Annotated in this window: 27 protein-coding genes; 14 read left to right on the plus strand and 13 right to left on the minus strand. The window is 72.1% G+C overall.

Annotation, left to right across the window (positions count from 1 at the left end):
* Window positions 1-143: 143 nt before the first annotated feature.
* From CHF16_RS19570 to CHF16_RS19590, 5 genes are all read left to right on the plus strand, one after another.
* On the plus strand, window positions 144-2,234 hold the full coding sequence (locus tag CHF16_RS19570) for a DNA gyrase/topoisomerase IV subunit B (RefSeq protein ID WP_089327515.1): 2,091 nt from the start codon (window positions 144-146) through the stop codon (window positions 2,232-2,234).
* Window positions 2,235-2,479: 245 nt separating this feature from the next.
* Window positions 2,480-3,616, plus strand: a complete 1,137-nt coding sequence (locus tag CHF16_RS19575; protein ID WP_218826738.1) for a sensor histidine kinase — start codon at window positions 2,480-2,482, stop codon at window positions 3,614-3,616.
* Window positions 3,617-3,656: 40 nt separating this feature from the next.
* Window positions 3,657-4,301, plus strand: a complete 645-nt coding sequence (locus CHF16_RS19580; protein ID WP_245868834.1) for a response regulator — start codon at window positions 3,657-3,659, stop codon at window positions 4,299-4,301.
* Between the two features lie 74 nt (window positions 4,302-4,375).
* Window positions 4,376-4,717 carry a hypothetical protein gene (locus CHF16_RS19585; RefSeq protein WP_143228055.1) on the plus strand — a complete coding sequence of 114 codons (342 nt, stop codon included), beginning with the start codon at window positions 4,376-4,378 and terminating at the stop codon, window positions 4,715-4,717.
* 87 nt (window positions 4,718-4,804) lie between these two features.
* Window positions 4,805-5,167 carry a nuclear transport factor 2 family protein gene (locus tag CHF16_RS19590; protein WP_089327518.1) on the plus strand — a complete coding sequence of 121 codons (363 nt, stop codon included), beginning with the start codon at window positions 4,805-4,807 and terminating at the stop codon, window positions 5,165-5,167.
* A gap of 9 nt (window positions 5,168-5,176) precedes the next feature.
* On the opposite strand, the gene CHF16_RS19595 is transcribed toward CHF16_RS19590, so the two are convergent.
* Both CHF16_RS19595 and CHF16_RS19600 read right to left on the minus strand, forming a co-directional pair.
* Complete coding sequence (locus CHF16_RS19595) at window positions 5,177-5,740, minus strand: TetR/AcrR family transcriptional regulator (protein ID WP_218826739.1); 564 nt, start codon at window positions 5,738-5,740, stop codon at window positions 5,177-5,179.
* Window positions 5,733-6,572, minus strand: coding sequence for an alpha/beta fold hydrolase (locus CHF16_RS19600; RefSeq protein ID WP_089327520.1), 840 nt, complete (start codon window positions 6,570-6,572; stop codon window positions 5,733-5,735). The genes CHF16_RS19595 and CHF16_RS19600 overlap by 8 nt, the downstream gene beginning before the upstream one ends.
* Before the next feature lie 155 nt (window positions 6,573-6,727).
* Here CHF16_RS19600 and CHF16_RS19605 point away from each other — a divergent pair, with 155 nt between their 5' ends.
* Window positions 6,728-7,276: a flavoprotein gene (locus CHF16_RS19605; protein ID WP_089327521.1), complete on the plus strand. Its 549-nt coding sequence runs from the start codon at window positions 6,728-6,730 to the stop codon at window positions 7,274-7,276.
* Between the two features lie 71 nt (window positions 7,277-7,347).
* Here CHF16_RS19605 and CHF16_RS40925 read toward each other — a convergent pair whose 3' ends face one another.
* The 5 genes from CHF16_RS40925 to CHF16_RS19630 all read right to left on the minus strand — a co-directional run bounded on the left by CHF16_RS40925 (window position 7,348) and on the right by CHF16_RS19630 (window position 10,096).
* Window positions 7,348-7,743, minus strand: a complete 396-nt coding sequence (locus CHF16_RS40925) for an alpha/beta fold hydrolase (RefSeq protein WP_218826740.1) — start codon at window positions 7,741-7,743, stop codon at window positions 7,348-7,350.
* Window positions 7,740-8,222, minus strand: coding sequence for an alpha/beta fold hydrolase (locus CHF16_RS40930; protein ID WP_218826741.1), 483 nt, complete (start codon window positions 8,220-8,222; stop codon window positions 7,740-7,742). Before CHF16_RS40930 ends, CHF16_RS40925 begins: the two co-directional genes overlap by 4 nt.
* A gap of 602 nt (window positions 8,223-8,824) precedes the next feature.
* Window positions 8,825-9,121, minus strand: a complete 297-nt coding sequence (locus tag CHF16_RS19620; RefSeq protein WP_342750101.1) for a DUF397 domain-containing protein — start codon at window positions 9,119-9,121, stop codon at window positions 8,825-8,827.
* Window positions 9,036-9,239 carry a DUF397 domain-containing protein gene (locus CHF16_RS19625; protein ID WP_089327523.1) on the minus strand — a complete coding sequence of 68 codons (204 nt, stop codon included), beginning with the start codon at window positions 9,237-9,239 and terminating at the stop codon, window positions 9,036-9,038. The genes CHF16_RS19620 and CHF16_RS19625 overlap by 86 nt, the downstream gene beginning before the upstream one ends.
* A complete protein-coding gene (locus CHF16_RS19630) occupies window positions 9,236-10,096 on the minus strand; it encodes a helix-turn-helix domain-containing protein (RefSeq protein WP_179271596.1) in 861 nt (286 codons plus the stop codon). The genes CHF16_RS19625 and CHF16_RS19630 overlap by 4 nt, the downstream gene beginning before the upstream one ends.
* Before the next feature lie 250 nt (window positions 10,097-10,346).
* On the opposite strand from CHF16_RS19630, the gene CHF16_RS19635 reads away from it, so the two are divergent.
* Complete coding sequence (locus CHF16_RS19635) at window positions 10,347-11,045, plus strand: ATP-binding protein (protein WP_179271597.1); 699 nt, start codon at window positions 10,347-10,349, stop codon at window positions 11,043-11,045.
* 42 nt (window positions 11,046-11,087) lie between these two features.
* Here CHF16_RS19635 and CHF16_RS19640 read toward each other — a convergent pair whose 3' ends face one another.
* The gene (locus CHF16_RS19640; RefSeq protein ID WP_089327584.1) at window positions 11,088-13,580 is read right to left on the minus strand and encodes a DNA gyrase/topoisomerase IV subunit A; all 2,493 of its coding nucleotides are present in this window, start codon (window positions 13,578-13,580) and stop codon (window positions 11,088-11,090) included.
* A 147-nt stretch (window positions 13,581-13,727) separates the two neighbouring features.
* Between CHF16_RS19640 and CHF16_RS19645 the strand changes: the two genes are divergently transcribed.
* From CHF16_RS19645 to CHF16_RS19665, 5 genes are all read left to right on the plus strand, one after another.
* Entirely contained in the window at window positions 13,728-14,891 is a 1,164-nt protein-coding gene (locus CHF16_RS19645; protein WP_089327526.1) for a lactate 2-monooxygenase, read from the plus strand.
* A gap of 56 nt (window positions 14,892-14,947) precedes the next feature.
* On the plus strand, window positions 14,948-16,228 hold the full coding sequence (locus CHF16_RS19650) for an alpha-amylase family glycosyl hydrolase (protein ID WP_089327527.1): 1,281 nt from the start codon (window positions 14,948-14,950) through the stop codon (window positions 16,226-16,228).
* Between the two features lie 107 nt (window positions 16,229-16,335).
* Window positions 16,336-16,998 (plus strand): ABC transporter ATP-binding protein, encoded by a 663-nt coding sequence (locus tag CHF16_RS19655; protein ID WP_089327528.1) that lies wholly within the window; start codon window positions 16,336-16,338, stop codon window positions 16,996-16,998.
* A 78-nt stretch (window positions 16,999-17,076) separates the two neighbouring features.
* Window positions 17,077-18,207, plus strand: a complete 1,131-nt coding sequence (locus CHF16_RS19660) for a sensor histidine kinase (RefSeq protein WP_089327529.1) — start codon at window positions 17,077-17,079, stop codon at window positions 18,205-18,207.
* Window positions 18,204-18,809 (plus strand): response regulator transcription factor, encoded by a 606-nt coding sequence (locus tag CHF16_RS19665; RefSeq protein ID WP_089327530.1) that lies wholly within the window; start codon window positions 18,204-18,206, stop codon window positions 18,807-18,809. The genes CHF16_RS19660 and CHF16_RS19665 overlap by 4 nt, the downstream gene beginning before the upstream one ends.
* 41 nt (window positions 18,810-18,850) lie before the next feature.
* On the opposite strand, the gene CHF16_RS19670 is transcribed toward CHF16_RS19665, so the two are convergent.
* The 5 genes from CHF16_RS19670 to CHF16_RS19690 all read right to left on the minus strand — a co-directional run bounded on the left by CHF16_RS19670 (window position 18,851) and on the right by CHF16_RS19690 (window position 22,152).
* Window positions 18,851-19,555, minus strand: a complete 705-nt coding sequence (locus CHF16_RS19670; RefSeq protein ID WP_143228056.1) for a class I SAM-dependent methyltransferase — start codon at window positions 19,553-19,555, stop codon at window positions 18,851-18,853.
* 39 nt (window positions 19,556-19,594) lie between these two features.
* Window positions 19,595-20,380: an SDR family NAD(P)-dependent oxidoreductase gene (locus tag CHF16_RS19675; protein ID WP_089327531.1), complete on the minus strand. Its 786-nt coding sequence runs from the start codon at window positions 20,378-20,380 to the stop codon at window positions 19,595-19,597.
* Between the two features lie 93 nt (window positions 20,381-20,473).
* Window positions 20,474-21,055, minus strand: a complete 582-nt coding sequence (locus tag CHF16_RS19680) for a TetR/AcrR family transcriptional regulator (RefSeq protein ID WP_089327532.1) — start codon at window positions 21,053-21,055, stop codon at window positions 20,474-20,476.
* Between the two features lie 39 nt (window positions 21,056-21,094).
* On the minus strand, window positions 21,095-21,664 hold the full coding sequence (locus CHF16_RS19685) for a hypothetical protein (protein ID WP_089327533.1): 570 nt from the start codon (window positions 21,662-21,664) through the stop codon (window positions 21,095-21,097).
* Window positions 21,665-21,759: 95 nt separating this feature from the next.
* Window positions 21,760-22,152 carry a hypothetical protein gene (locus tag CHF16_RS19690; protein ID WP_179271598.1) on the minus strand — a complete coding sequence of 131 codons (393 nt, stop codon included), beginning with the start codon at window positions 22,150-22,152 and terminating at the stop codon, window positions 21,760-21,762.
* A gap of 334 nt (window positions 22,153-22,486) precedes the next feature.
* Between CHF16_RS19690 and CHF16_RS19695 the strand changes: the two genes are divergently transcribed.
* Together CHF16_RS19695 and CHF16_RS19700 are read left to right on the plus strand one after the other, a co-directional pair.
* Window positions 22,487-23,743, plus strand: a complete 1,257-nt coding sequence (locus CHF16_RS19695; RefSeq protein ID WP_089327534.1) for a sensor histidine kinase — start codon at window positions 22,487-22,489, stop codon at window positions 23,741-23,743.
* On the plus strand, window positions 23,731-24,378 hold the full coding sequence (locus tag CHF16_RS19700; protein ID WP_089327535.1) for a response regulator: 648 nt from the start codon (window positions 23,731-23,733) through the stop codon (window positions 24,376-24,378). The genes CHF16_RS19695 and CHF16_RS19700 overlap by 13 nt, the downstream gene beginning before the upstream one ends.
* Window positions 24,379-24,416 lie beyond the last annotated feature (38 nt).

The following is a 24,416-nucleotide window of genomic DNA, read 5'->3' on the forward strand; positions in this document are numbered from 1 at the left end:
GCCTCTCGCGCACCCACCTAAAGGTGGACGTTAGGGTCTAGAAGTAGCGGACGCGGCACGTCCCGGCGAGCCGCCCCGCCGGATTGTCGGCGGCCGGGGGTACCCTGCTGCCGACCGTCCTACCCCCGAGGAGCGCACGCACGTTGACCGCCGCGACCGCCGAAGCGACAACCGAAGACCCGCACGGCTACTCCGCCCGGCACCTGTCGGTGCTGGAGGGGCTGGAGGCCGTCCGGAAACGGCCCGGCATGTACGTCGGGTCGACCGACAGCAGGGGCCTCGCCCACTGCCTGTGGGAGATCGTCGACAACTGCGTCGACGAGGCCCTCGCCGGCTACTGCACCCACATCAGCGTGACGCTCCGCGCCGACGGGTCCTTCGAGGTGGGCGACAACGGCCGCGGCATCCCGGTCGACCTGGAGCCCAAGACGGGCCTGCCGGGCGTGGAGCTGGTCATGACGCGGCTGCACGCGGGCGGCAAGTTCGGCGGCGTCTCCTACACCGCGTCCGGCGGGCTCCACGGCGTGGGGGCGTCCGTGGTCAACGCCCTGTCGGCGCGGCTCGACGTGGAGGTCGACCGGGACGGGTACACCCACGCGATCAGCTTCCGGCGCGGCCTCCCCGGCGAGTTCGCCGACGACGGGCGGCCCAACGCCCGGTTCAAGAAGAAGTCGGGGCTGCGGCAGATCCGCAAGGTCGCCAAGAAGACCACCGGTACCCGCGTCCGCTTCTGGCCCGACCTCCAGATCTTCCTGAAGGACGCCACGGTCGACCAGCAGCTCGTCCTCGACCGGATGCGGCAGACCGCGTTCCTCATCCCCGGCCTCACCATCGACGTCCGCGACGAGCGCGGCGAGGAGATCGTCGACGAGACGTTCCGGTTCGACGGCGGCATCAGCGAGTTCTGCACCTACCTGGCCAAGGACGCCCCGCTCATCGACGTGCTGCGGCTGCGCGGCCGCGGCCACTTCACCGAGACCGTCCCGGTCCTGGACGACCAGGGCCACCTGACGCCCACCGACGTCGAGCGCGACCTCGAGGTCGACATCGCGCTGCGCTGGGGCACCGGCTACGACACGATCACCAAGTCGTTCGTCAACGTGATCGCCACCCCGAAGGGCGGCACGCACGTGCGCGGCTTCGACCGCGCCGTGCTCAAGGTGCTGAACGAGCAGCTCCGCGCGACCAAGCTGCTGAAGAACGGCGACGAGGACGTCATCAAGGAGGACGTCCTGGAGGGCCTCACCGCGGTGGTGACCGTCCGGCTGCCGGAGCCGCAGTTCGAGGGCCAGACCAAGGAGGTCCTCGGCACGTCCGCGGCCACCCGCATCGTGTCCCAGGTCGTCATGCGCGAGCTGCGCGCCGTCTTCGAGAACCCGCCGCGCGGGCAGAAGCAGTCGCTCCGGGCCGTCCTGGAGAAGGTCGTCGGCGCGGCCAAGACCCGCATCGCCGCCCGCACCCAGCGCGACAACCAGCGGCGCAAGAACGCGCTCGAGAACTCGGCGCTGCCGGCCAAGCTCGTCGACTGCCGCACCACCGACGACCGCAGCGAGCTGTTCATCGTCGAGGGCGACTCGGCGCTCGGCACCGCCAAGCTCGCCCGCAATTCCGAGTTCCAGGCGCTGCTGCCGATCCGCGGCAAGATCCTCAACGTGCAGAAGGCGTCCGTCGCGGACGTGCTGAAGAACGCCGAGTGCGCCGCGATCATCCAGGTGCTCGGCGCCGGTTCGGGCCGCACCTTCGACGTGGAGGCGGCGCGCTACGGCCGCGTCGTGATCCTCGCCGACGCCGATGTCGACGGCGCGCACATCCGCACCCTGCTGCTCACGCTCTTCCACCGCTACATGCGGCCGATGCTGGAGGCGGGGCGGGTGTTCTCCGCGGTCCCGCCGCTGCACCGCATCGAGCTGATCAAGCCGAAGAAGGGCCAGGAGAAGTACATCTACACCTACTCCGACGCCGAGCTGCGCAAGCGGCTCGTCGAGCTGGAGCGCAAGGGCCAGCGCTGGAAGGAGCCGATCCAGCGGTACAAGGGCCTCGGTGAGATGGACGCCGACCAGCTCGCGGAGACCACGCTCGACCCCCGGCACCGGGTGCTCCGGCGCGTCCGCATCGAGGACGCGGAGGAGGCGGCGAAGGTGTTCGAGCTGCTGATGGGCAGCGAGGTCGCGCCGCGCCGCGCCTTCATCACCGCCGGCGCGACCGAGCTCGACGTCGAGCGCATCGACGCCTGATCCGCCGCGTCTGAACCGCCGAGCATGGTGGGGCGGGCCGGGATCGGCGGCTTGACCGGCCAGGTCACCGCGCGCCTCCACCCGGGGGTGGAGAGGGCGGTTCCAGCCGTACGCCGATCCGAGCGGGCGGCGCGGGTCCCTAACCTCGGGGGCATGAAGACGCTGGACCACGCCCCTTCCGCCCCCGCGCCGCCGGCGGTCGGCGCGGGACTGCCCGCCCGGTTCGTACGGGTCAACGTCGGATCGTGAACGTCAAGGCGGGCCTGCGGGACCGGATCATCCGCCTGCTGGTCATCGGCATGCTCGTGACGTGGGGCGCGACCGCCTACATCCGGGGGCTGCTGCACGGGGACCCCGTTCCCTCGCTGCACGGCGACGGCCTCGCCCTCCTCATCCTCAACCCGGTGATGTTCGCGCTTCTCGGGGCCGGGCTCGTGCTGGGGCGCGGGGAGAACCCGCGCCGGCGGAGAGCGGGCATCGCGCTGCTCCTGCTGTCCGTGGCGGCGGGCATGGCGCTGTACGCGATCGCGCCGCACGCCGGCGGTGGTTTCTTCTTCTGCATGGCCGGCCTGTGGGTGCTGCTCATGCGGCTGCCGGTGCCGCTGGGCGTCCTGACGAGCGGCCTGACGATCGCCGCGGTCGCCGCGCTGGGGGAGGCGTTCCGGGCGGACGGCGCCGACCTCGGCCTGCTGTCGGCGTTCGCCGGCATCACGCTGGGCGCCATCGCCAGCCGCCAGGGGGCCGCCGCGCAGGAGGCGACCCGGCGCGCCGAGGCCGCGAACGCCGTCCTGGCCGAGCGGTCCCGCATCGCCCGCGAGATCCACGACATCCTCGCCCATTCGCTGTCGGCGCAGATCGTCCACCTGGAGGGGGCGAGGCTGCTCCTCTCCCGGGACGGTGACCGCGTCCAGGCCCTGGACCGCGTGGAGCGCGCGCGGAACCTCGCCCGCGCCGGCCTCGATGAGACGAGACGCGCCCTCGCGACCCTCCGCGGCGAGATACCGGAGCCAAGAGAGGTGCTGGCGGAGCTCGCGGAGGAGTTCTACGCGAGCACAGGGCGTCCGTGCGACGTGCAGGTGACGGGTGAACCGCGCGAACTGTCGCCCCAGGCCGGGCTGGCGGTCGTCCGCACCGCGCAGGAGGCGCTCACGAACGTCCGCAAACACGCCCCCGGCGCGCGCGCACAGGTCGTCCTGCGCTACCTGCCCGGCAAGGTGGAACTCGAAGTGACCGACAGCGGCGGCACCGAATCGGTCGTCGAGCTGGGCGGCGGCGGGTACGGCCTCGTCGGCATGCGGGAGCGCGCCGAGCTGATCGATGGCACCCTGGACACCGGACCGGACGGCAAGGGATTCCGTGTGTCCCTCCAGGTTCCGGCGTGAGGTGCGGGGCGTGGGGCGTGACGGCGTGACGGGAGACGCGGTGAGCACGAGAATCCTGATCGTCGACGACCAGACCGTGGTGCGCGAGGGCCTCGTCCTGCTCCTCGAACTGCTGCCCGGCATCGAGGTCGCCGGGGCCTGCGGCGACGGTGAGCGGGCGCTCGCGCTGGTCGGCGAGCTGCGGCCGGACGTCGTCCTCATGGACTTGCGGATGCCGCGCATGGACGGCGTCGAGGCGACCCGCCGCATCAAGGAGGCCCATCCCGAGGTCGGAATCGTCGTCCTCACCACCTACGCCGACGACGACTCGATCTTCGCCGCGCTGCGCGCCGGCGCCCGCGGCTACCTCACCAAGGACGCCGGCGCGGAGGAGATCGCCCGTGCCGTCGACGCCGTCCGCGGCGGCGCGTCCCAGCTCGACCCGGCCGTCCAGCGCCGCCTGGTCGAGGCCGTCGCCGCGGGCGAGCGCCCGCGCGGTGCCGGGCTCCCCGACGGCCTGACCCGCCGCGAGGCCGAGGTGCTGACCCTCATCGCCCAGGGCCGGTCCAACGCCGAGATCGCGGGCGACCTGTTCATCTCCGAGGCCACCGTGAAGACCCACATCAACAACCTGTTCGCCAAGGCGAACCTCCGCGACCGCGCCCAGGCCGTCACCTACGCCTACCGGAACGGCCTCACCGGCTGATCCTCGGTCATCGTCCGGCAAGGCATCGGTCAAACCGGGCACCGGCGTGTCGCCGCGCCTCCACGATGAGGACCGTGCTGAGAACCTGCATGATCGCGGACTACCTGCGCCCTTACGCGCAATGGCGTATCGACCGCCCCGGCCCGCGCAACGCCCGCGCCGCGATCGGCCTGATCGACGCGGCCGCCTACGTGGCGCACCTGGACGAGAGCTCCCGCGTCATCGTCCGGATGGCGATCGCCGGGTGCTTCGCCCTCGGCCGGTTCAACCCGGGCGTCGAGGGCGAGGAGATCATCCGCGGGTGGCACTACGACGACGCCACCGGCGGCCCGGCCGACCTGCTGGAGGCCCTCGCCGCGTCCGCCGAGCGCGGCCTGCAGCGCCGTCCCGCCGAGGCGGGGAGCACACCGGCGTAACCCGAACCGATGTGATTCCGCCGCTGTCATCCGGCGGTGTGATCACCTCCGCCAGGAGACCAAGCGAACGCTTGGTAAACTCCGCGCATGCCGTCCCACGAGCACATGAAGCAGGCGCTCCAGACCTATGTCGACGCCTTCAACGCCGGCGACGTCGCGACCGTGACCGGCCTCTACGCCGACGACGCCGTCATCGAGGACCCGGTCGGCCACCCCCAGATCACCGGCCGCGCCGCCATCGAGGAGTTCTACACCAACGCCGTCGCCGGCGGCGCCAAGCTCACGCTGGACGCCCCCATCCGCGGCTCGCACGGCGACCGCGCCGCGATGGCCTTCACCATCGACGTCCCCGGGATGCGCATCCGCGCCATCGACGTCATGACCTTCGGCGCGGACGGCAAGATCATCCGCATGGACGCCCACTGGGGCCCCGGCGACATCGAGACCTGAACCCACTTCTCAGAGGCCGCGCAGGCCCCGGTCGGCGAAGTCGACGAGCCACTCGAAGCTCTCGTCGATGTCGGTGCTCCACTGGAAGCCGTTCGCCGCCTCCAGCGTGGCGAAGCCGTGGAAGAGGCTGCGAAGCATGCGCAGGGCATGGTTCGTGGCGGCCTCCTTGATCTCGTAGCCGCGCAGGACGGCCGAGAACGCGCGGAGCAGCCGTTGCCCCGCGGCGGCCAGCGGATCGTCCGGTCCTTCCGGTTCGACGCCGATCGTCGCGGTGTACCGGCCGGGGTGGGTCACGACGAAGGCGCGGAAGGCGCGCGCGGCCGCCGCCAGGGCGTCGCGGCCCGCGTAGCCCTGGACCGCGCCGCCGACGGCCTCGGCGGTCTCGCCCAGCGCCAGGGCCGCGATGCGCCGGTTGAGGTCTTCCTGGCCCTTCACGTGCTTGTAGAGGGACGGGGTGCGCACGCCCAGCCGCTCGGCCAGCTTGCCCATCGTGACGTTGGCGAAGCCGACCTCGTCGGCGAGGGCGGCCCCGGCGGCGACCACCGCCGCCGCGTCCAGGCCCGCCCTAGGCACGGGCGGCGTCCGTGCGGAGGAAGTCGAGCACGAGCGAGGCGACCTGGCCGGGGAACTGGTGGTGCGGGTAGTGCCCGGCGCCGTCGATCATCTCGAGGCGGCCGAGACCGGACGGCAGGTCGCCGATGACCGCGGTGCCCTCGGCGTGCGGGTCGGCCCAGTCGGGGTCCTGCGTGCCCATCACGACCAGGACCGGGCAGCGGACGTTGCCGAGCTGCGCGCCGGCGTCGGTCGGGGCGCTCTTGCCCATGGCCTGCATGGCCTTCATCCGGCCGGGCTCGCGCAGCCGGGACTCGATGAGGGCGAGCCGCTCGGCCCAGTCGGCCGGCTTCCGGCCGGGGTAGGCCACGTCGAGGTAGGACCGCCAGAGCGGCAGGCTGCCGAACGCGGCCGCGCCGAGCAGCCGCAGCATGCCGCGCCGGTAGCGCTTCACCTTCACGAAGCCGCCGAGGCTGACCGACTGCTTGCGGGTGAACGGCGCCAGCTCGACGACGGCGGAGACGAGCGAGGGCTCCAGGGCCGCGGCGATGGTGGCGGCGCCGCCGGAGACCGAGTGGCCGACGAGCACGGCGGGGCCGCCCAGGTGGCGGATCACGGCGAGCAGGTCGCCCGCGATGGCGGTGCGGCTCCACTCCGGCCAGTCGACGCTGGACTCGCCGCAGCCGCGCAGGTCGATCGCGGCGACCCGGTAACCGGCCTCGACCAGCTGCGGGATCACGGCGCGGTAGGCCTCGCGGCTGTCGCCCACCCCGTGCGCGAGCACGATCAGCGGGCCGTCCCCCGCCACCTCGTAGGCGATGGTGCCTCCGTCGACGTTCAGGAACTCGGTCATGGTTCTCCCTCGTTGGCTAATTGCGTTAGCCAAAAGCTAATGACATTAGCTGTGCCTGTCAAGCGCGCGACCATCGGCGCTGGTGACGGCGTCAAGGCGCCCCGTCCGGTCATCCCCCGAGCACCGCCTGATCGCGGCCATGGCAGGGTGGGGGAGTGGCCAAGGACCCGGTGCTCTACGTGATCGCCTGCGGCGGGCGGCCCGCCGCCGACCTCCCGCCCTTCGTCGAGGGACTCCGCCGAGGCGGATGGACGGTGTGCGTGGTCTCCACGCCGTCCGGCGTCAAGTTCCTGGACGTCGACCGGCTGGCGGAGCTGACGGGCTTCCCCGTCCGTTCGCAGTACAAGCAGCCTGACGAGCCCGACGTCCTGCCGCCCGCCGACGCGTTCGCCGTGGTGCCCGCGACGTTCAACACCGTCAACAAGTGGGCGCACGGGATCAGCGACACCCTGGCACTCGGCCTGCTCAACGAGGCCGTCGGCCTGGGGCGTCCCATCATCGCGGCGCCGTGGCCGAACGAGGCGCTCGCTCGCCATCCCGTCTTCGTCCGCAGTGTCGCCGAACTCCGCGACTGGGGCGTCACCGTCCTGCTGGACGAGGCCCGCCTGCCGACCCCCGATTCGGGCGACGACCTTCGGGGCGTCTTCCCGTGGCCGGAGATCCAGCAGAGCCTCGCCGAGCTACGGGCACGCCTGCCTGGCTAAACGGGATGAACGCCGCAAGCGCCGGTCCGTAGGGTTGCCACGGTCTGGACGCCGACGGAGAGGACGCGGTCTTAACGCTCGTCCCCTGCGCGCGCTGAGGACCTTCCGTCGCCCGTGTGCTCAAGGATCAACTTCGCGACGGTCTCCCAATCGGCGCGGTCGAGCCCGTGCCCGGCACCCTTGAGCGGCACGAGTTCGGCCGCTGGGATCTCTTCGGCCAGGGCCACGCCGTGCTCCATCGGGAACAGGGGGTCGGCCGTGCCATGGATGACGAGGGTGGGCGCCGTCATCGCTGACAGCGATCCCCAGTCGCGATCGTCCTCGGGAATCGCGTTGTGGTTCTGGACCGCCCTGATGTCACGGGCCCGCTCCACGTCGCGGCGGACCAGTTCCCGCACCGCGGCCTCGTCCGGCGGGCGCTCGGGGCCGGCGAGCATGAGCTGGTAGCCCGCGAGGTAGTCGATCACCGACTCGGTGTCGGACCAGTCGACCCGCGCGGTCGAGACGAAGCGTCCGAACTCCCCGGTCGGCGGCGGAAGGTCGCGGCCCCCGGCACCGCGCGGGTGGTGCTGATGAGGACCAGCGAGAGGACGCGCCGGGGATGCCCGAGCGCGAGCAACTGCCCGAACGCGCCGCCCGCGGAGACCCCGGCGACATGCGCGGCGGGAATCCCGTAGGCGTCCAGCACACGGGCGGCGTCATCGACGAGATCCGAGCCCGTGTACCCGGGATGGCCCACGTCGTAGGTGGTGGAGCGCCCCGTGTCGCGATGGTCGTAGCGGACGACGAAGCGTCCGGCATCGGCGAGCCCGCGGCAGAAGCCCTCCCCCCACCAGAGCATCGACGCGCCGATCCCCATGATGAGCAGGATGGGTGCGTCTCCGGGATCGCCGAAGGACTCCGCGCAGATCTCGGCGCCGTCCACCGAGATCATCTGCTCCGCCATCTGCCATGCCTCCTGACCTCGGGAGAGGACGTACCCGGAACGCTAACGGCACCGACCGACACTCTTCCCGTCAGAGATCAGCAGCCCACGCAAGAGCCCGGTCGACCGCCCGGCGGGTGAGACCCGTCGCGGGATCGATGGTGATGAGCAAGGTGGGCTCGAAACGGTCGGCGGCCCACGCATGTGCCTCCGCCGTATGAAGGTCATCGATCCAGGCGGCGGGCCTATGCCGGGCCAGCTGCTCGACAGGCGGGACCTTGGCGCTGGGGTGATACGGGACGGGCGGCATGGTGAGGACGGCAGAGGCGCGATGCCGAGCAAGGGCGCCAAGAGGCGGTTGGCGTCCTGGTTCCAGGCCGTCGCCCAGGTGACGTCGTAGACGCGAACCAGTTCGCCGATCCAGATCCCGTGCTCCGGGTTCACCAGAACGGGTTCGTCGTCCTCAGGGAACAGGTCGTGCTCGGTGTAGCCGTGCGGGCGGCGGCTGTAGCCGTAGGGGTTGAGTACGCCATCAACGTCGAGGAGGAGCAAGGGACGCTTCGCGCTCCTCGGCCGCAGTGATGCGATAGCCACTGCAACCCCCAATAACCCCGCTCGGCACGTCAAGGGAGGTCGAAGGCGCCCGTCTTGATGGTCTCGAGGAAGGTGCGCCATGAGCGGTTGGTGTAGACCAGTGTGGGTCCACCTGGGTTCGTGGAGTCTCGAACCGAATGGGCGGTAGCGTCCGCGGCTACCTCGACGCAGTCGGCACTCTGGGCGGAGTACGAGCTCGTGCGCCACTTCGGCAGAGGTGTGGGGACGTTCATCTGGTTGCTAGCCAGGGAGGTTGTGGGTGCCGGCCTTGATGGCCTGGAGGAGGGTCGCCCATGAGCCGGTGGTGAGGGTGAGGACGGGACCATCTGGGTTCTTGGAGTCGCGCACTGCGCACCAATCGCTGACTCGGGCGATCTCCACGCATTCCGTTCCGCCGCCCTGTGAGTAGCTGCTCTTGCGCCAGGTCAGTGTCGATTGCCTCATTCGTCGTCCTTGCTCAGGTCCAGTAGGTATGCGCGCGTAGTAGCAACATCGAGTGCGGCCGCGCACAATCGCTCGAACCTGACCATATAGGACTGGAGTTCGTCTTTCTCCTCAAGTAGCCGGTCGTCGATCCTGGTCTCTAGGAAAACGATGTCGCGTTCACCTGGGTCCGAGTAGCCGAGCTGCGTGAAGGACTCGCCCGCTCCCGGATAGAGACCGGTGCTCGTCGGGATGACCTGGATCTTGACGTTCGGCAGGTCCGACATCTTGATCAGATGACGCACCTGCGGGATTCGTACGGACGGAGAGACGAGTCGGCGAAGGACGTTCTCGTCGACCACCGCGTGCAGATGGCAGGGGTCTTCGGTCCTCGTCAAGATCTCTTGGCGCTGCAGGCGTGCGGCCACGTGCCGCCGGACTTCGACAGGGTCTTCGATCCCAGCGGCATTGGTGACGAGTTCGATGTAGCCCTCATGCTGAAGCAGGCCGGGAACGTAGGTGTTCTGGAAGCTTCGGACGATCGAGGCAGAGGCTTCGAAACCCGGGTACTCATTCCGGAAAACGTCGTTGTATCTCGTCCACCAGCCCCGTTCGCGAGCTTCGCGAGCAAGGCGGACCAAGGCTTCGCGATCCTCACCTTCTATGCCGTAAAGATCGCAGAGGTCCTTGACCGCCTCGCTGTTGGGGGTGATCCACTTGGCCTTCTCGATGTAGTTGAGCTTGGTGGGGCTCCAGCGGAGGCGCTTGCAGACCTCGGTAGTAGTCATGCCGACCTCCTTGCGGGCGACGACCAGTTTGCGGCTGAGGGCGCGCTTCTTGATCGTTGGGCTGTAGCCCTCGACATGAATCTCACTCACGGTGACACCTTGCCATGCGTTGGGTGACCCTGTCTGGCGAAGAACGTCTTGCATTCTCTTGTAGAGAATCTATTGCGATCTTGCAAGGCACCTGCCACGTTGTGTGGCGAACACAGCACGCTCAGCGATGGCTGGGCTCGTCATGGAGGTGCTCGTAATGCGGGGGTCGTCAGACGGCGCGGGGGCCGGGGTGGTTCGGGCGGGTGGGTGTGCGGTTTGGGCGTTGCCGCCGGAGGCCCGGTGTGCCGGGGTGGCGCGGGAGGTCGTCCGGGAGACGCTCGGGGCGCTGCGGCTGCCCCAGGGGATGGTGGACGACGCGGTGACGATGGTCTCCGAGCTGGCCACCAACGTGTTCGTGCACGCGTTGGGCGGACGGCCGGTCGCGGTGATGCCGACGGCGGGGCTGCCGGAGGTGCAGATCTATGCGCGGAGGCAGGGCGCGGAGATCGTGGTGCGGGTCTTCGACTCGGCCGCCTGGTGCGGGTCGGTGCCCTCCGGGGCGAGCCTGCGTCCGCCGCCCGAGCGGGAGAGCGGGCGCGGGCTCGAGCTGGTGAACGCTCTGGCCGTCGAGCACCGGGGGCGGTGGGGTGCGCATCGGAGCCGGTCGCGGCTCGGGTCGAGGCCGGTGTCGGGGAAGGTCGTGTACTTCGCGCTGCCCACGGCGGTGGCGTGGTGCCCGCCCCGGCGGGACTGCCTTGAGGCGGCTCGCGAACTGCGGCGGCTGCTGGACGCGCGGGGGATCGGGCCGCTGCACCTGGCGGAAGGGTGGCGGATGGCCGTCCTCTCCGTGCGGGCCGAGATCACGGTGTGGGTGCGGGACGGGACGTTCTTCGTCACGCTGCCGGGCGGTGACGGCGCCTGCCATCCGGTCTGCGACGTCGTCGAGGTGGCGGAGCAGATCGTGCGGTGCAACGAAGATCTCAACGCGCGCATCCGGCCGGGGGTGTGAAGAGGGAAGGCCCCGGGAGATTCGTCCCGGGGCCTTCGCGTCTCACTCTTCGGCGGGCGCTTCCTCTTCGGCCGGGGCGGGGCCGATCGGGCCGCTGATGTGGACGATGGGGCCGTCCAGCTTCTCGCCGGAGCCGTCCCGGCGGCCCAGCGTGACGTTCAGCATCGCCGGCTTGCCGTTGGCCGCGGCGGCGCGCAGCGGTGTCGGGGCCGCCCACGCCTGGAGCAGGACGTCCTCGCCCTTGAGGAACCGGTGGGCCCGGACGCCGCCGGTCGCGCGGCCCTTGGACGGGAAGTCGGCGAAGTCGGCCAGCTTGATCGCGCCGGCCTGGGTGCCGGGGAGGGCCGAGGAGGAGCCCGAGATCGTGATCACCCGGGCCTCGCGGGCCGGGTCCAGGGCGCCGAACCACAGGACGCTCGCTCCGGCGCCCAGCTTGATGCCCGCCATCCCGCCCGCCGCCCTGCCCTGGGGGCGGACGAGAGACGCCGCGTAGTGCAGCAGTTGCGCGTCGGTCGTGATGAACACCAGGTGCTGCTCCTCGGAGAGGAGCTGGACGGCGCCGACGACCCGGTCGCCCTCCTTCAGGCCGATGACCTCGAACTCGTCGCGGTTCGCGGGGAAGTCGGGGACCACCCGCTTCACCACGCCGTGCGCCGTACCGAGGGCCAAGCCGCCGCCCTCCTCGGAGACGGACGCGATGCCCACGACCGTCTCGTCCGGTTCGAGGTCGACGTATTCGGCCACCGGGGCTCCGCCCGCCAGGGACGGGGGCGTCGCCGACGGCGGCAAGGTCGGGAGGTCCAGGACGTCGATGCGGATCATCCGGCCGTGCGAGGTCACCGCGCCCACCTGGCCGCGGGCCGTCGCCGGGACGACCGAGGTCAGGACGTCGTGCTGGGCGCGGGGGCCGCTGTCGGGCAGCGGCGACGCGTCGTGCGTGCGGGCCAGCAGGCCCGTGGACGACAGCAGCACCGTGCAGGGGTCGTCGGCCACCTCCAGGGGGACCGCCGCGGCGGCGGTGTGGCCGGAGGATTCGAGCAGGACCGTCCGGCGGGGGGTGGAGAACTCCTTGGCGACGTCGCCCAGCTCCTTGGAGACCACGCCGCGCAGCTTCTTCTCCGATTCGAGGATCGCGGTCAGCTTGGCGATCTCCTTGGCGAGCTGCTCCTTCTCCTTCTCCAGTTCGAGCCGGTCGTAGCGGGTGAGGCGGCGCAGCGGGGTGTCCAGGATGTACTGCGCCTGGATCTCCGACAGCTCGAAGATCTGCATGAGGCGCTGCTTGGCCTGGGCGGCGTCGTCGCTCTGCCGGATGACCTGGATGACCTCGTCGATGTTCAGCAGCGCCACGAGCAGGCCGTCCACCAGGTGGAGGCGGTCCTCGCGCTTCTTGCGGCGGAACATCGAGCGCCGCCGGACGACCTCGATGCGGTGGTCGACGTAGACCTGCAGCATGTCGCGGAGGCCGAGCGTGCGGGGCTGGCCGTCGACCAGGGCGACGTTGTTGATGCCGAACGTCTCCTCCATCGGCGTGAGCCGGTAGAGGTCGGCGAGGACGGCCTCCGGGTTGAAGCCGTTCTTGATCTCGATGACCAGGCGGAGGCCGACGTTGCGGTCGGTGAGGTCCTTCAGGTCGGAGATCCCCTGGATCTTCTTGGCGTTGACCAGTTCCTTGATCTTCGCCTTGACGCGCTCCGGCCCGACGGCGTAGGGGAGTTCGCTGACGACGATGCCCTTGCGGCGCGCCGTGACGTTCTCGATGGACACGGTGGCGCGGGTGCGGAACGTCCCCCGGCCGCGCTCGTAGGCATCGCGGATGCCGTCCAGGCCGACGATCCGGCCGCCGGTGGGCAGGTCGGGGCCGGGGACGAAGCGCATCAGGTCGTCGAGGGTGGCGTCCGGGTGGTCGATCAGGTGCCGGGCCGCGGAGATGACCTCGCCGAGGTTGTGCGGCGCCATGTTGGTGGCCATGCCGACCGCGATGCCGGACGCGCCGTTCACCAGCAGGTTCGGGAAGGCCGCCGGGAGCACCTCCGGCTCCTGCTCCTGCCCGTCGTAGTTGGGCCGGAAGTCGACGGTGTCCTCGTCGATCGAGGCGACCATCAGCATCGCCTCGCGCGACATGCGGGCTTCGGTGTACCGCATGGCGGCGGGCATGTCGTCGCCGCCGAGCGAACCGAAGTTGCCGTGGCCGTCCACGAGCGGCATCCGCATCGCCCACGGCTGCGCCATCCGCACCATCGCGTCGTAAATGGCGCTGTCGCCGTGCGGGTGCAGCTTGCCCATGACCTCCCCGACGACGCGGGCGCACTTGACGTGGCCGCGGTCGGGGCGCAGGCCCATCTCGTTCATCGAGTACAGGATCCGGCGCTGGACGGGCTTCATGCCGTCGCGCGCGTCGGGGAGCGCCCGCTGGTAGATGACCGAGTAGGCGTACTCGAGGAAACTGCCGCGCATCTCGTCGGAGACATCGACGTCGACGATGTTCTCTTCGAAGTCGGGCGGAGGTGGAGGGGCTTGGGATCCGCGTCGTGCCATGCCCCACATTGTGGCCGGTCCCGGGGACATCTTTCGCCCGCCCCACCGGGCGTGGCGCCCGACTCGACGGATCTATGCCGTTCCGTCACCTTGCCGAACCTGGCATCTTGAGGAGCGACGGTGCCGATGTCCCAGGTGGAGGTTCCTTTGAGCGGTCTGGCCGACTTCCAGAACTCGATCTATCTGCAGGGGCTCGGTGACGTCGTCCCGGCGCTGCCGACCGATCTGACGAAGCTAGAGGGCCTCGCGGAGCGCGCGCTGTCGGCGCAGGCGTTCGGCTACGTGGCGGGGTCGGCGGGCAGCGAGTCGACGGCGCGCGCCAACCGGGCGGCCTTCGACAAGTGGCGGATCGTGCCGCGCATGCTGCGGGACGTCGCCGAGCGGGACCTCTCGGTGGAGGTCCTGGGGACCGCGATGCCGTCGCCGCTGCTGCTCGCGCCCATCGGCGTCCAGTCCATCTTCCATCCGGACGGCGAGCTGGCCGTGGCGCGGGCGGCGGCGGCCGAGAAGGTGCCGATGGTGCTGAGCACGGCGTCCTCGTACTCCATCGAGGACGTGGCCGAGGCCAACGGCGACGGGCCGCGCTGGTACCAGCTGTACTGGCCCAAGGACAGGGACCTCGCGGTCAGCTTCCTGGAGAGGGCCAAGGCCGCCGGTTACACGGCCTTGGTCGTCACCCTGGACACGTTCACGCTGGCTTGGCGTCCGCGCGACCTCGACCAGGCGTACCTGCCGTTCCTGCGCGGGATCGGTGTCGCGAACTACTTCAGCGACCCGGTCTTCCAGAAGGCCGTGGGCGGGCCCATCACGAAGGAGAACCGCGACATGGCGATCCTGCACTGGGTCGCCAACTTCGGGAACCCCAGCCTGACGTGGGACGACCTCATCTTCCTGCGCGACCACTGGGACGGGCCCATCGCGCTCAAGGGCATCCAGCATCCCGACGATGCCCGCCAGGCCGTGGACGCCGGCATGGACGCGGTCATCGTCTCCAACCACGGCGGACGCCAGGTCGACGGGGCCATCGCCTCACTGGACGCACTCCCGGGTGTGGTCGAGGCCGTCCACGACCAGGCGACCGTGCTGTTCGACAGCGGCATCCGGACGGGCGCCGACATCGCCAAGGCTCTGGCCCTCGGCGCCAAGGCCGTCCTGGTCGCTCGCCCCTATGCCTATGGGCTGGGCCTCGCCGGTCAGGCGGGCGTGCAGCACGTAGTGCGCTGCCTCCAGGCCGAACTGGAGCTGACCATGACCCTCTCTGGGATCAAGTCCCTGGACGGGCTGAATCCGGACATCCTCGTGCGCGCGTGACAGCACGGAGGCCGGATGGGGGCGGGTGGGACGCTCCTTCCGGGTAAGGGACTGGCATGCGCTGGCCCGATCACGCCATCTGGTGGCATGCCTATCCGCTCGGTTTCGTCGGTGCCGAGCGGGACGCTCTTCCCGCCGGAACACCCTCGACGCCCAGGCTCGCGAGGTTCGGCGGCTGGCTCGACCACGTCGTCGAACTCGGCTGCAACGGGCTCGCGCTCGGTCCCGTGTTCGCGTCCGAGACCCATGGCTACGACACCGTCGACCACTACCGGGTCGACCCCAGGCTCGGCTCGGAGGACGACCTGCGACGGCTGATCGACGCCGCTTCCCAGAAGGGCGTCCGGGTCCTGTTCGACGGCGTCTTCAACCACGTCGGCCGCGGTTTCGCGCCCTTCGCCGACGTCGCGGCGAAGGGCGACGCGTCCCGGTACCGGACGTGGTTCCACCCTGATCTGCGCACGTTCGAAGGGCATGACCGGCTCGTCACGCTGAACCACGCCGAACCGGAGGTCGCGGACTACGTCACCGGTGTCATGACGCACTGGCTGGAGCGCGGGATAGACGGCTGGCGCCTCGACGCCGCCTACGCCGTCCCACAGCAGTTCTGGCGGACGGTCACCGACCGCGTCCGCGTGCGCTTCCCCGACGCCTGGTTCGTCGGCGAGGTCATCCACGGCGACTACGCCCGCCTGGTGGCGGACACCGGGTTCGACTCCGTCACCCAGTACGAACTGTGGAAGGCCATCTGGAGCTCGCTCAACGACGGCAACTTCTTCGAGCTGGCCCACGCGCTCGACCGGCACAACACGATGCTCGACACATTCGCCCCGCAGACCTTCCTCGGCAACCACGACGTGACCCGCATCGCCAGCCGCCTGCACCGCAAAGAGCACCGGGAGCACGCGCTCGTGATCCTGCTGACGGTCGGTGGGGTCCCGTCCATCTACGCGGGTGACGAGTTCGGTTTCGAGGGCGTCAAGGAGGAACGCGAAGGCGGTGACGACGCCATACGGCCGGCCTTCCCCGAACGTCCCGACGAGACCCCGGGCTACGGCGCGCCCTACCACCGGTTGCACCAGCTCTTGATCGGCCTGCGACGACGTCATCCCTGGCTTGTCCGTGCCGAGACCGCGGTCGCCACCTTGACCAACACGGTTCTCTCCTACACAGTGGGGCACGGCGCAGAGCGGCTCGCGGTCGTCCTCAACCTGGACGACGAGCCCGCCGAGGTCGCACTGCCCGCCGCGGGCTGGACGTGCGTGGCCGGTGAAGCGACCTTCACCGCCGAGGGCGCCACCGTCCCGCCGACCGGATGGGCGATCGCCGAACCCTGACATCGTCGAACTCTGACATTCGTCATGGGTCACCCCTGCGATCTTCATCGTCGCCTCCTGACATCCGTGACTGCACGCCCGCGCGCGCGGCGACCAGCATGGACGGCATGAAGGCACCTGTGATCGAGGTACGCGACCTGGACTTGAACGAGGCCGTGCGGAACGTCTCGTTCACTGTGGCCGAGGGCGAGGTCTACGCCCTGCTGGGCCGCTACGGCTCCGGCAAGACCACGCTTTTGGAAATGCTCGCCGGCCTGCGCCGTCCCACGAGCGGAACCGTCCGTCTCTACGGCGCCGACCCGTACACCGAGCGTGAGTCCGCGCGCGCTGGGGCCGTGTGGCGCGACGGCGGCCTGTTCCCAGGGCTGACCGTCGCCGAGGTCGTCGACACCTGGCGGCGCTGGACACTGGACCCGCTGACCCGCGACGAGGCCCTCCGCCTGGCGCGCCTCACCCAGGTCGCCGATGTCCCCTTCGAGCGGCTGTCCCCGGGGCAGCGGCGCATGCTCGACATCGCACTGGCCCTGGTGGGACGGTCCGACGTGCTGTTCCTCGACGAGCCGACCGCGGGGCTCGACGCCTCCGCCGCCCGAGAGGTCTGGTCCGTCCTGCTCATGCTCGCCGCGGACGGGATCAGCGCGGTGGTCGCGACCCGTGATCCGGACGAGGCGTGCCGCGCCGACCGGGTCGGGATCCTCGACGACGGCCGCCTGGTCACCGGCCGCGCCGCCGCCCGGCTCCGGCGGCCCGCGGCCGGGCGCGCCGCCTGACCGGCCGCCGCCGACCCGCGCCCCCGACCGCCCCCGCGCCCCCGACAGGTCATCGTGCCGGCCGCATACGCTGGGCGCGTGCAGCCCGCCCTCCCGCGCCCCACCGTCATCGCCGCGATCATCGTGGGGATGACGGTGATGACGCTGGCCGGGTTCCTGGCGCCCGCGCTCTGGTACGAGATCACCGAGCGCCGGGAGGCGGGCCGCCTGCTGCTCGCCCTCACCGGCACCGGCGCCGCCTTCGCCCTGTACGCCCGGCTCCTGTGGCAGAACCTGATGCGCCGCACCGCGCCCGCCCACCGGGCCGGGCTGGCCGCTATCGCGCTGGTCTGCTGGGCCATGCCGCTGCTGCTCGGCATCGACCGGGGCTGGGGCAACGCGCTGCTCGTCCCGGCCGGGCTGATCGCGATCGTCCTCCCGCTCCGGGAGGCGATCGCGGCGGCGGCGGCCGCGACCGTCCTCACCCCCGTCTACGGCGTCCTGCTCGGGCTGCCCGCCCTGGCCGTCCTGTACGAGGTCGCCGCGATCCCGCTCGGCGCCTTCTCCGGATACGTCACGGTCTGGCTGTTCCACGTCGTCCAGGAGCTGCGGGAGGCGCGCGCCGAGCTGGCCCGGTCCGCGGTGGGGGAGGAGCGGCTCCGCTTCGCCCGCGACCTGCACGACGTCCTCGGGCACAGCCTCCAGGCGGTCGCGCTGCGCGCCGAGGTCGCCGAACGGTTCGTGGAGCGCGACGACGCGCGCGTCCGCAAGGAGCTGACCGAGATCCAGACCATGGCGCGGGACGCCGTCCGCGACGTGCGCGAGGTCGTCCGCGGCTACCGGGCCACGTCCCTGCGCACCGAGCTGGACGGCATGTCCGCCGTGCTGCGCGCCGCCGGGATCCGCTGCGAGCGCCCCGAGGTGTCCCCGGCGCTGCCGCCGCACGTCCACGAGCCGCTCGGCTGGGTCGCCCGCGAGGCCACCACCAACGTGCTCCGCCACTCCAGCGCCACCTGGTGCGAGATCACCGTCCGGGCGGGCCGCGACCGCGTCGAGGTGGAGATCGTCAACGACGGCGCCGGGCGCCGCGCGGGCGACGCGGGCAGCGGGCTGGCCGGGCTCGCCGAGCGGATCGCGGCCGCGGGCGGCGAGTTCACCGCCGGGCACGCCGGGGACGGGACGTTCCGGGTGGCGGCCGCCGTCCCCGCCGCGCCGGAGGGAGCGCCATGATCCGCGTGCTGCTCGCCGACGACCACCTCCTGATCAGGGAGGCGCTCGTCCTGCTGCTGGAGACCGAGGACGGCATCGAGGTCGCCGCCGGCGTCGGCCGCGGGGACGAGGCCGTCGAGCGGGCCCTCGCGCTGAAGCCCGACGTCGCCGTCCTCGACATCGACATGCCCGGCCTGGACGGGCTCGCCGCCGCCGAGCGGCTGTCGCGCGACCTGCCGTCCTGCCGGCTGGTGATCGTGACGGCGCACGGCCGGCCCGGCAACCTGCGCCGCGCCATGGCGGCGGGCGTCCGCGGCTTCCTCGGCAAGGACGCGCCCGGCCGGCGGCTCGCCGAGGTCATCCGGCAGGTCGCCGCGGGCGCCCGCTACATCGACCCGCAGCTCGCCGCCGACGCCCTCGCCGCCGAGGAGTGCCCGCTCACCCCGCGCGAGCTGGACGCCCTGCGCGCCGCCGCCGGAGGCGCCCCCGTCTCGCGCATCGCCCGCGACCTGGGCCTGTCGGAGGGGACCGTCCGCAACTACCTGTCCGCGGCCGTCACCAAGCTCGGTGCCGGCAACCGCCATGAGGCCGCCCGCGCCGCTGAGGAGCGCGGCTGGCTCTAGCGGCCCACCGGTTGGCTCTGGCCGCCCGCCGGTGATCGGTGCTACCGGCGCGCGACGACCAGGGAGCCGCGTTTCGTCACCGGCAGGGGCGTGTCCAGGCGGGTGGCGGCTTCGGCGGCCTGCGGGCGCGGCACCCGGCGGGCGATCAGGTAGTCGCGGATCGCGGCGCGGTCGGGGAGCGTGATCAGCGGGGCGTCCCACCGCTCCACCTCGACCTCGCCGAAGACCTCGCAGACCCGGGCGGGGGCGTCCTCGGCGTCGAACGGGGTGGGTTCGGGACGCCAGACCGGCGCCAGTTCGGGGCTGTCGTTGCGGCAGATCGCGGAGACGAGCAGCGTCCCGCCGGGGGCGAGGACTCGGCGGGCCTCGCGCAGGGCGCGCCGTGGATCGTGCAGGTGGTAGAGCATGTTCAGGGCCACGGCGGCGTCGAACGTCCCGTCCGGGAAGGGCAGCCGCAGGGCGTCGCCGCACACGCGCGCCCCGGGGTGGGCGCGCAGCAGGGCAGGGGACGCGTCCAAGCCCACGATCCGCACCGGCGCCGGACGGGGGAGGGCGGCGCTGAGGGCGCCCTCCCCGCATCCGATGTCCAGGACGAGGGACGCGCCGGCGTCGAGCAGCTTCATGGCGACGTGGTCGTGCAGGCTCCGCGCCCCGATCAGGTACGTCCTGGTGACCCTGCCGGCGAGACGGAAGCGCTCCGGGTCGGAGTCGTCCGGGGAGGAGCCATGGTCGGGTGTGAGGGCCATGCAGGGAGTCTGCCCTCTGCGCCGTCCCGAAAAGCGTCGTCAGGCGGTGACCCCGCCGTCGATGACGAGGTCGTGGCCCACTACGTGGGTCGAGGCGTCCGACGCCAGCCAGAGGATGGTCGAGGCCACTTCGGACGTGGCCGCCACACGTCCCGCCGGAACGGACGCCTTCATCCGGGCCGCGCGCTCGGTCTCGCTCTCACCGGGCCGCAGCGACATGGGGGTGTCGCTCGCCCCGGGACTGACGGCGTTGATGCGGACGCCATCGCCGATGTGGTCCAGGGCGGCGGTGCGCGTCAGGACGCTGACCGCCGCCTTGGACGCCGCGTACGCCGCCATCCCGGGGAGCCGGCGGTGCGCCCCGATGTTGGACGCGACGTTCACGATCGTCCCGCCGCCGTGCGCGCGCATGTGCGCGATCTCGTGCTTCATCGACAGGAAGACGCCGGTCAGGTTGACCGCGAGGACCTCGTCCCAGGCGGCGGGATCGATGTCGGTGACGGGCCCGGCCGCGCCGATGATCCCGGCGTTGTTGACCGCGACGTGCAGGCCGCCGTGGCGGGCGACCACCGTCTCGACCATCCGGGCGGCGGACGCGGGGTCGGCGACGTCGGCGACCACGTGGTCGGCTCTGCCGGCGGCCCCGCCGGCGGTGCCTTCGGCGGCCGTGCCGGAGCCGATCTCCTTGACCGCGTCGGCGAGCGCGGTGACGTCGCGTCCGGCGAGGACGACCGTGGCGCCCTCGGCGGCGAAGGCGCGCGCGGTGGCGCGGCCGATGCCGCGCGACCCGCCGGTGATGAGGACGATCTTGCCGTGGAGGGACATGGCGGCTCCTGCTTTCTAGATCGATCGGTCTTGAATAAGGGCGTGAACAACCCCGGCCGGGTGGTGGCCGGGGGGTAGAGGGGCAGAGGGCGGTCAGTCGAAGAGGGCCAGCGCCTCGCGCGTCGCGTCCCGGATGCGGCCCTCGTCGGCGGGTGTGCGGCCGAGGACCCGCATCCCCTGGAACAGCACGAGCAGCAGGCGCGCCAGGGAGCGGGGGTCCTTGCCGGGCGGCAGCTCGCCCTGCGCCCGCGCGCGGGTGAGCGCCGACGTCAGCGACGCCTCCAGGAACGACCAGCTCGCCTCCACCAGCCGGGCCGCGTCGGCGTCCCGCGCCGCCAGCTCGACCGCGGTGTTCACCACGAGGCAGCCGCGGCGCGGGCGGTCGCGGGCCGCGTCCGCCGCGTAGTCCTCGATCAGCGCGCGCACCGCCGGCAGCACCGGGCCCGGCCGGGCCAGCGCCTCGGCGATCTTGGGGTCGGTCTCCTGGAGGTAGCGCTCCAGCGCCTTCAGGAACAGCTCGTGCTTACCGCCGAACGTGCCGTAGATGCTGGCGCGGGCGATGCCGAGGTGCTCCACGAGGTCGGCCATGGACGTCGCCTCGTAGCCGCGCTCCCAGAACAGGTCGAGGGCGCGGCGCAGGGCGGCGTCCGGGTCGAACTCCTTCGTCCGTGCCATGGCAGGACGGTAACCCTTTCAAGACCGACCGGTCAAATATCAGCCCCGCGGGCGGGACGGGACGGCCGGATGGTCGAGGTCCATGGCGTCCAGCACCGAGCCGTCCGCGGCGAGGGCTTCCACGATCGGCCCCCGGCGGGCGCCCCACACGACGACGACGTGGCCGTGCTCGGGGACGTCCAGGATCCGGTTGCCGACCCGGACCCGCGCCACCTCCGCCGACGCCCGCAGCCGCGCCTCGTGCACCCACTTGGCGCCCCACGGCAGCAGCCGGTTGGAGTTGCGGACGCTCCGTCCCGACCCGTACTTCAGCAGGTGGCGGCCCATCATCTCGCCGGACGAGCGGCGCGCCAGGGGCTCGGCGGGCGCGAAGCCGCCGGCGCCGCCGAGCTCCCGCCACTCGCCGTCGCGCTTGTGGAAGGTCCAGCCCTCGACGAACGCCGACGCGTCACCCCACTGGTGGAGGAACGTGACAACGGCGACGTCGCCGTCCATGTCGAGTCCGAGCGGAAGGAAGTCCCGTCCCTCCTCGAAGGCGGCGGGAGCGGGGACGGGCAGGCCGTCCCGGAGGAGCCGCATGCACTCCTCGTGCACCTCGTGGTCGTTCATGTTCGGGGACCTCTGATCATGCAGGCAGGGCGAGGGGCCCTTCCGCGGAAGGGCCCCGACATGGCACTCACTCTAGAGGTCCGGCTCGTCTGGTTTCACCCGTCTGGCGCACTCCCGTCAAGGCTTTGCCGATCACTGTTCACCAAAGCGTCGATCATGGCTCCACGCTGCGTGTACGACCGCGCGGCGAGGCCCGCGCACAGGGCCGCCAGTGGAAGTTCCACCCCGGCCGCGAGCGCGATCGCCGACGCGCGCCCGGCACCGGGCGTGGCGGTCGTCACGTCGAACCACGCGTCCGCCGCCAGCAGGGCCGCGGCCATGGCGGCGCCGAGCCCGTACCGGGGATCGCGGCGGACGAGCAGCACGCCCGTCCCCAGCAGGGCCGCGGCCTCCATCGCGTCCAGGCCCACCCAGGCGGCCGACCAGTTCGGCACGGTCGCGGTGGACGGCAGCGTGGTCGCGAGCACCCACATCCATGGCACCATCACGGCCGCGCCTCCGATGAATGCCCATCCCACCCACCGCCCCTCAAGGACACGCCGCACATCCCGCCGCCGGAAGGCCGACCGGGAGGACGGCCGGGAGGACGGCCGGGACGACCGGGAGGCCGGGGCATGACGGGGGACGGCGATGACCATGCGGGACTCCCAGAGGACGCTGATACGGTGCGGCGCCCGCGCTCCGGGACGCCCGGTCACAGCCTTGCCGCGACAGCCGCCGCGGTCAGTGGCACCGCCATCCGACTTGGGGTGGCACTAGGTTCACCCCCGCCCTCCGGCTGGGTTCATGGTGGCGGACGAACCATGCCAATACGGTTGCCGCATGGCATCCATCTCCGCGGTCGTCCGTGCCCGCGTGCGCGCGCCGTGGACGGCGGCGGCGTGGCGCGACACCGTGTTCGTCGCCTCCGGGGTGCCGCTGCAGGTCGCGGGATGGCTGGTCCCGGGTTCGGTCTGGGCGGTGTGGGCGCCCGTGGAAGTCGTGTCCGTCCTCCTCCTGGCCGCCGCGACGCTCGCCCTGCCGCTGCTCGCGCTGCGCCCGCTGACGTCGTGGCAGCGCGAGCGGTGCTGGGCCATGCTCGGCCTGGACATTCCGCCCATGCCCGACCAGGACGACGGGCGCCCGTGGCATCCGCTCCGCGACCCGCGCTCGCCCGAGGTGTGGCGGAAGCTCCAGTACCACCTGGTCGCGGGGCCGCTGCTCGCGCTCGGCGGGCTGGCCGTGATCACGGCGTGGGCGGCGGGGGCCGTCCTCGCCGCCGTCCCGCTCTACGCGTGGGCGCTGCCCCGCACCGGCGTGTTCGCCGACCCCGTGGGCACGGCCGCGCTGACCGTGCTCGGCGTCCTGCTCCTGGCCGCGGCGCCCTGGGCGGCGGCGGGCGTGCGGCGGCTGGACGCCCGCGCCGCCGCCGGCCTGCTCGGCCCCGACCGCGCGGAGGAGCTGCGGCGCCGCGTCGAGGACCTGGCCGAGCAGCGCGCCAGCGTGGTCGACGCCGCCGACCTCGAACGGCGCCGCATCGAACGCGACCTGCACGACGGGGCGCAGCAGCGCCTCGTCTCCCTCGCGCTCAGCCTCGGCCTGGCCCGCGAGACCCTCACCGGGGTCCCCGACGACGCCATGCGGGTGATCGTCGAGGCGCACGAGGAGGCCAAGGAGGCCCTCGCCGAGCTGCGCACGCTGATCCGCGGCCTGCACCCGGCCGTGCTGGAGGACCGCGGCCTGGACGCCGCCCTGTCCGGCGTCGCCGCCCGCGTGCCGCTGCCCGTCCGGCTGCGGGTCGAGGCGGAACCGCGCGCCTCCTCCACCGTCGAGGCCGTCGCGTACTTCGTCGTGTCCGAGGCCCTCACCAACGTCGTCCGGCACGCGCGCGCGGCCGCGGTGGACGTCGAGGTCGTCCGCCGGGGCGACGTGCTGCGGGTGGCGGTGCGCGACGACGGCGCGGGCGGCGCCGACCCGTCCGCCGGGACGGGCCTGACCGGGCTCGCGCGCCGCGTCCGGTCCGTGGACGGCACGTTCCGGATCACCAGCCCCGCCGGGGGCCCGACGACCGTCACCGCGGAGCTGCCGTGCGCGTCGTGATCGCCGAGGACTCGGTCCTGCTCCGGGCCGGGCTGATCAAGCTGCTGGAGACCGCCGGGTTCGAGGTCGCGGCGGCCGTCGGCGAGGCCGAGGGGCTGCTCGCCGCGGTCCGCGCGCACCGTCCGGACGCGGCGATCGTGGACGTCCGGATGCCGCCCGGCTTCACCGACGAGGGCGTCCGCGCGGCGCTGGTCATGCGGCGGGAGGCGCCCGAGGTCGCCGTGCTGCTGCTCTCGCAGTACGTCGAGGAGCGCTACGCCGCCGACCTGCTGTCGGGCGGGGCGGGCGGCATCGGCTACCTGCTCAAGGACCGGGTCGCGGACGTCTCGGTCTTCCTGGACGCGCTGCGCCGGGTCGCCGCCGGCGGCACCGCGCTGGACCCGGAGGTCGTCTCGCAGCTGCTCCTGCGCCGGCACACCGACCCGCTCGGCCGGCTCACCCCGCGCGAGCGGGAGGTCCTCGCCGTCATGGCGGAGGGCCGCTCGAACGCGGGCATCGCCGCGGCGCTGGTGATCAGCGAGAGCGCGGTGGCCAAGCACATCAACAACATCTTCGCCAAGCTCGACCTGCCGCACGCCGAGGCCGACCATCGGCGCGTCCTGGCCGTGCTGCGCTTCCTGGACGGCGGAGCATGACCGCGGGACGGCGGCGCATGACCGCAGGACAGCCGCGC

Origin of the sequence: Actinomadura meyerae, from assembly GCF_900188445.1 — a bacterium.
Classification (GTDB): Bacteria; Actinomycetota; Actinomycetes; order Streptosporangiales; family Streptosporangiaceae; genus Spirillospora; species Spirillospora meyerae.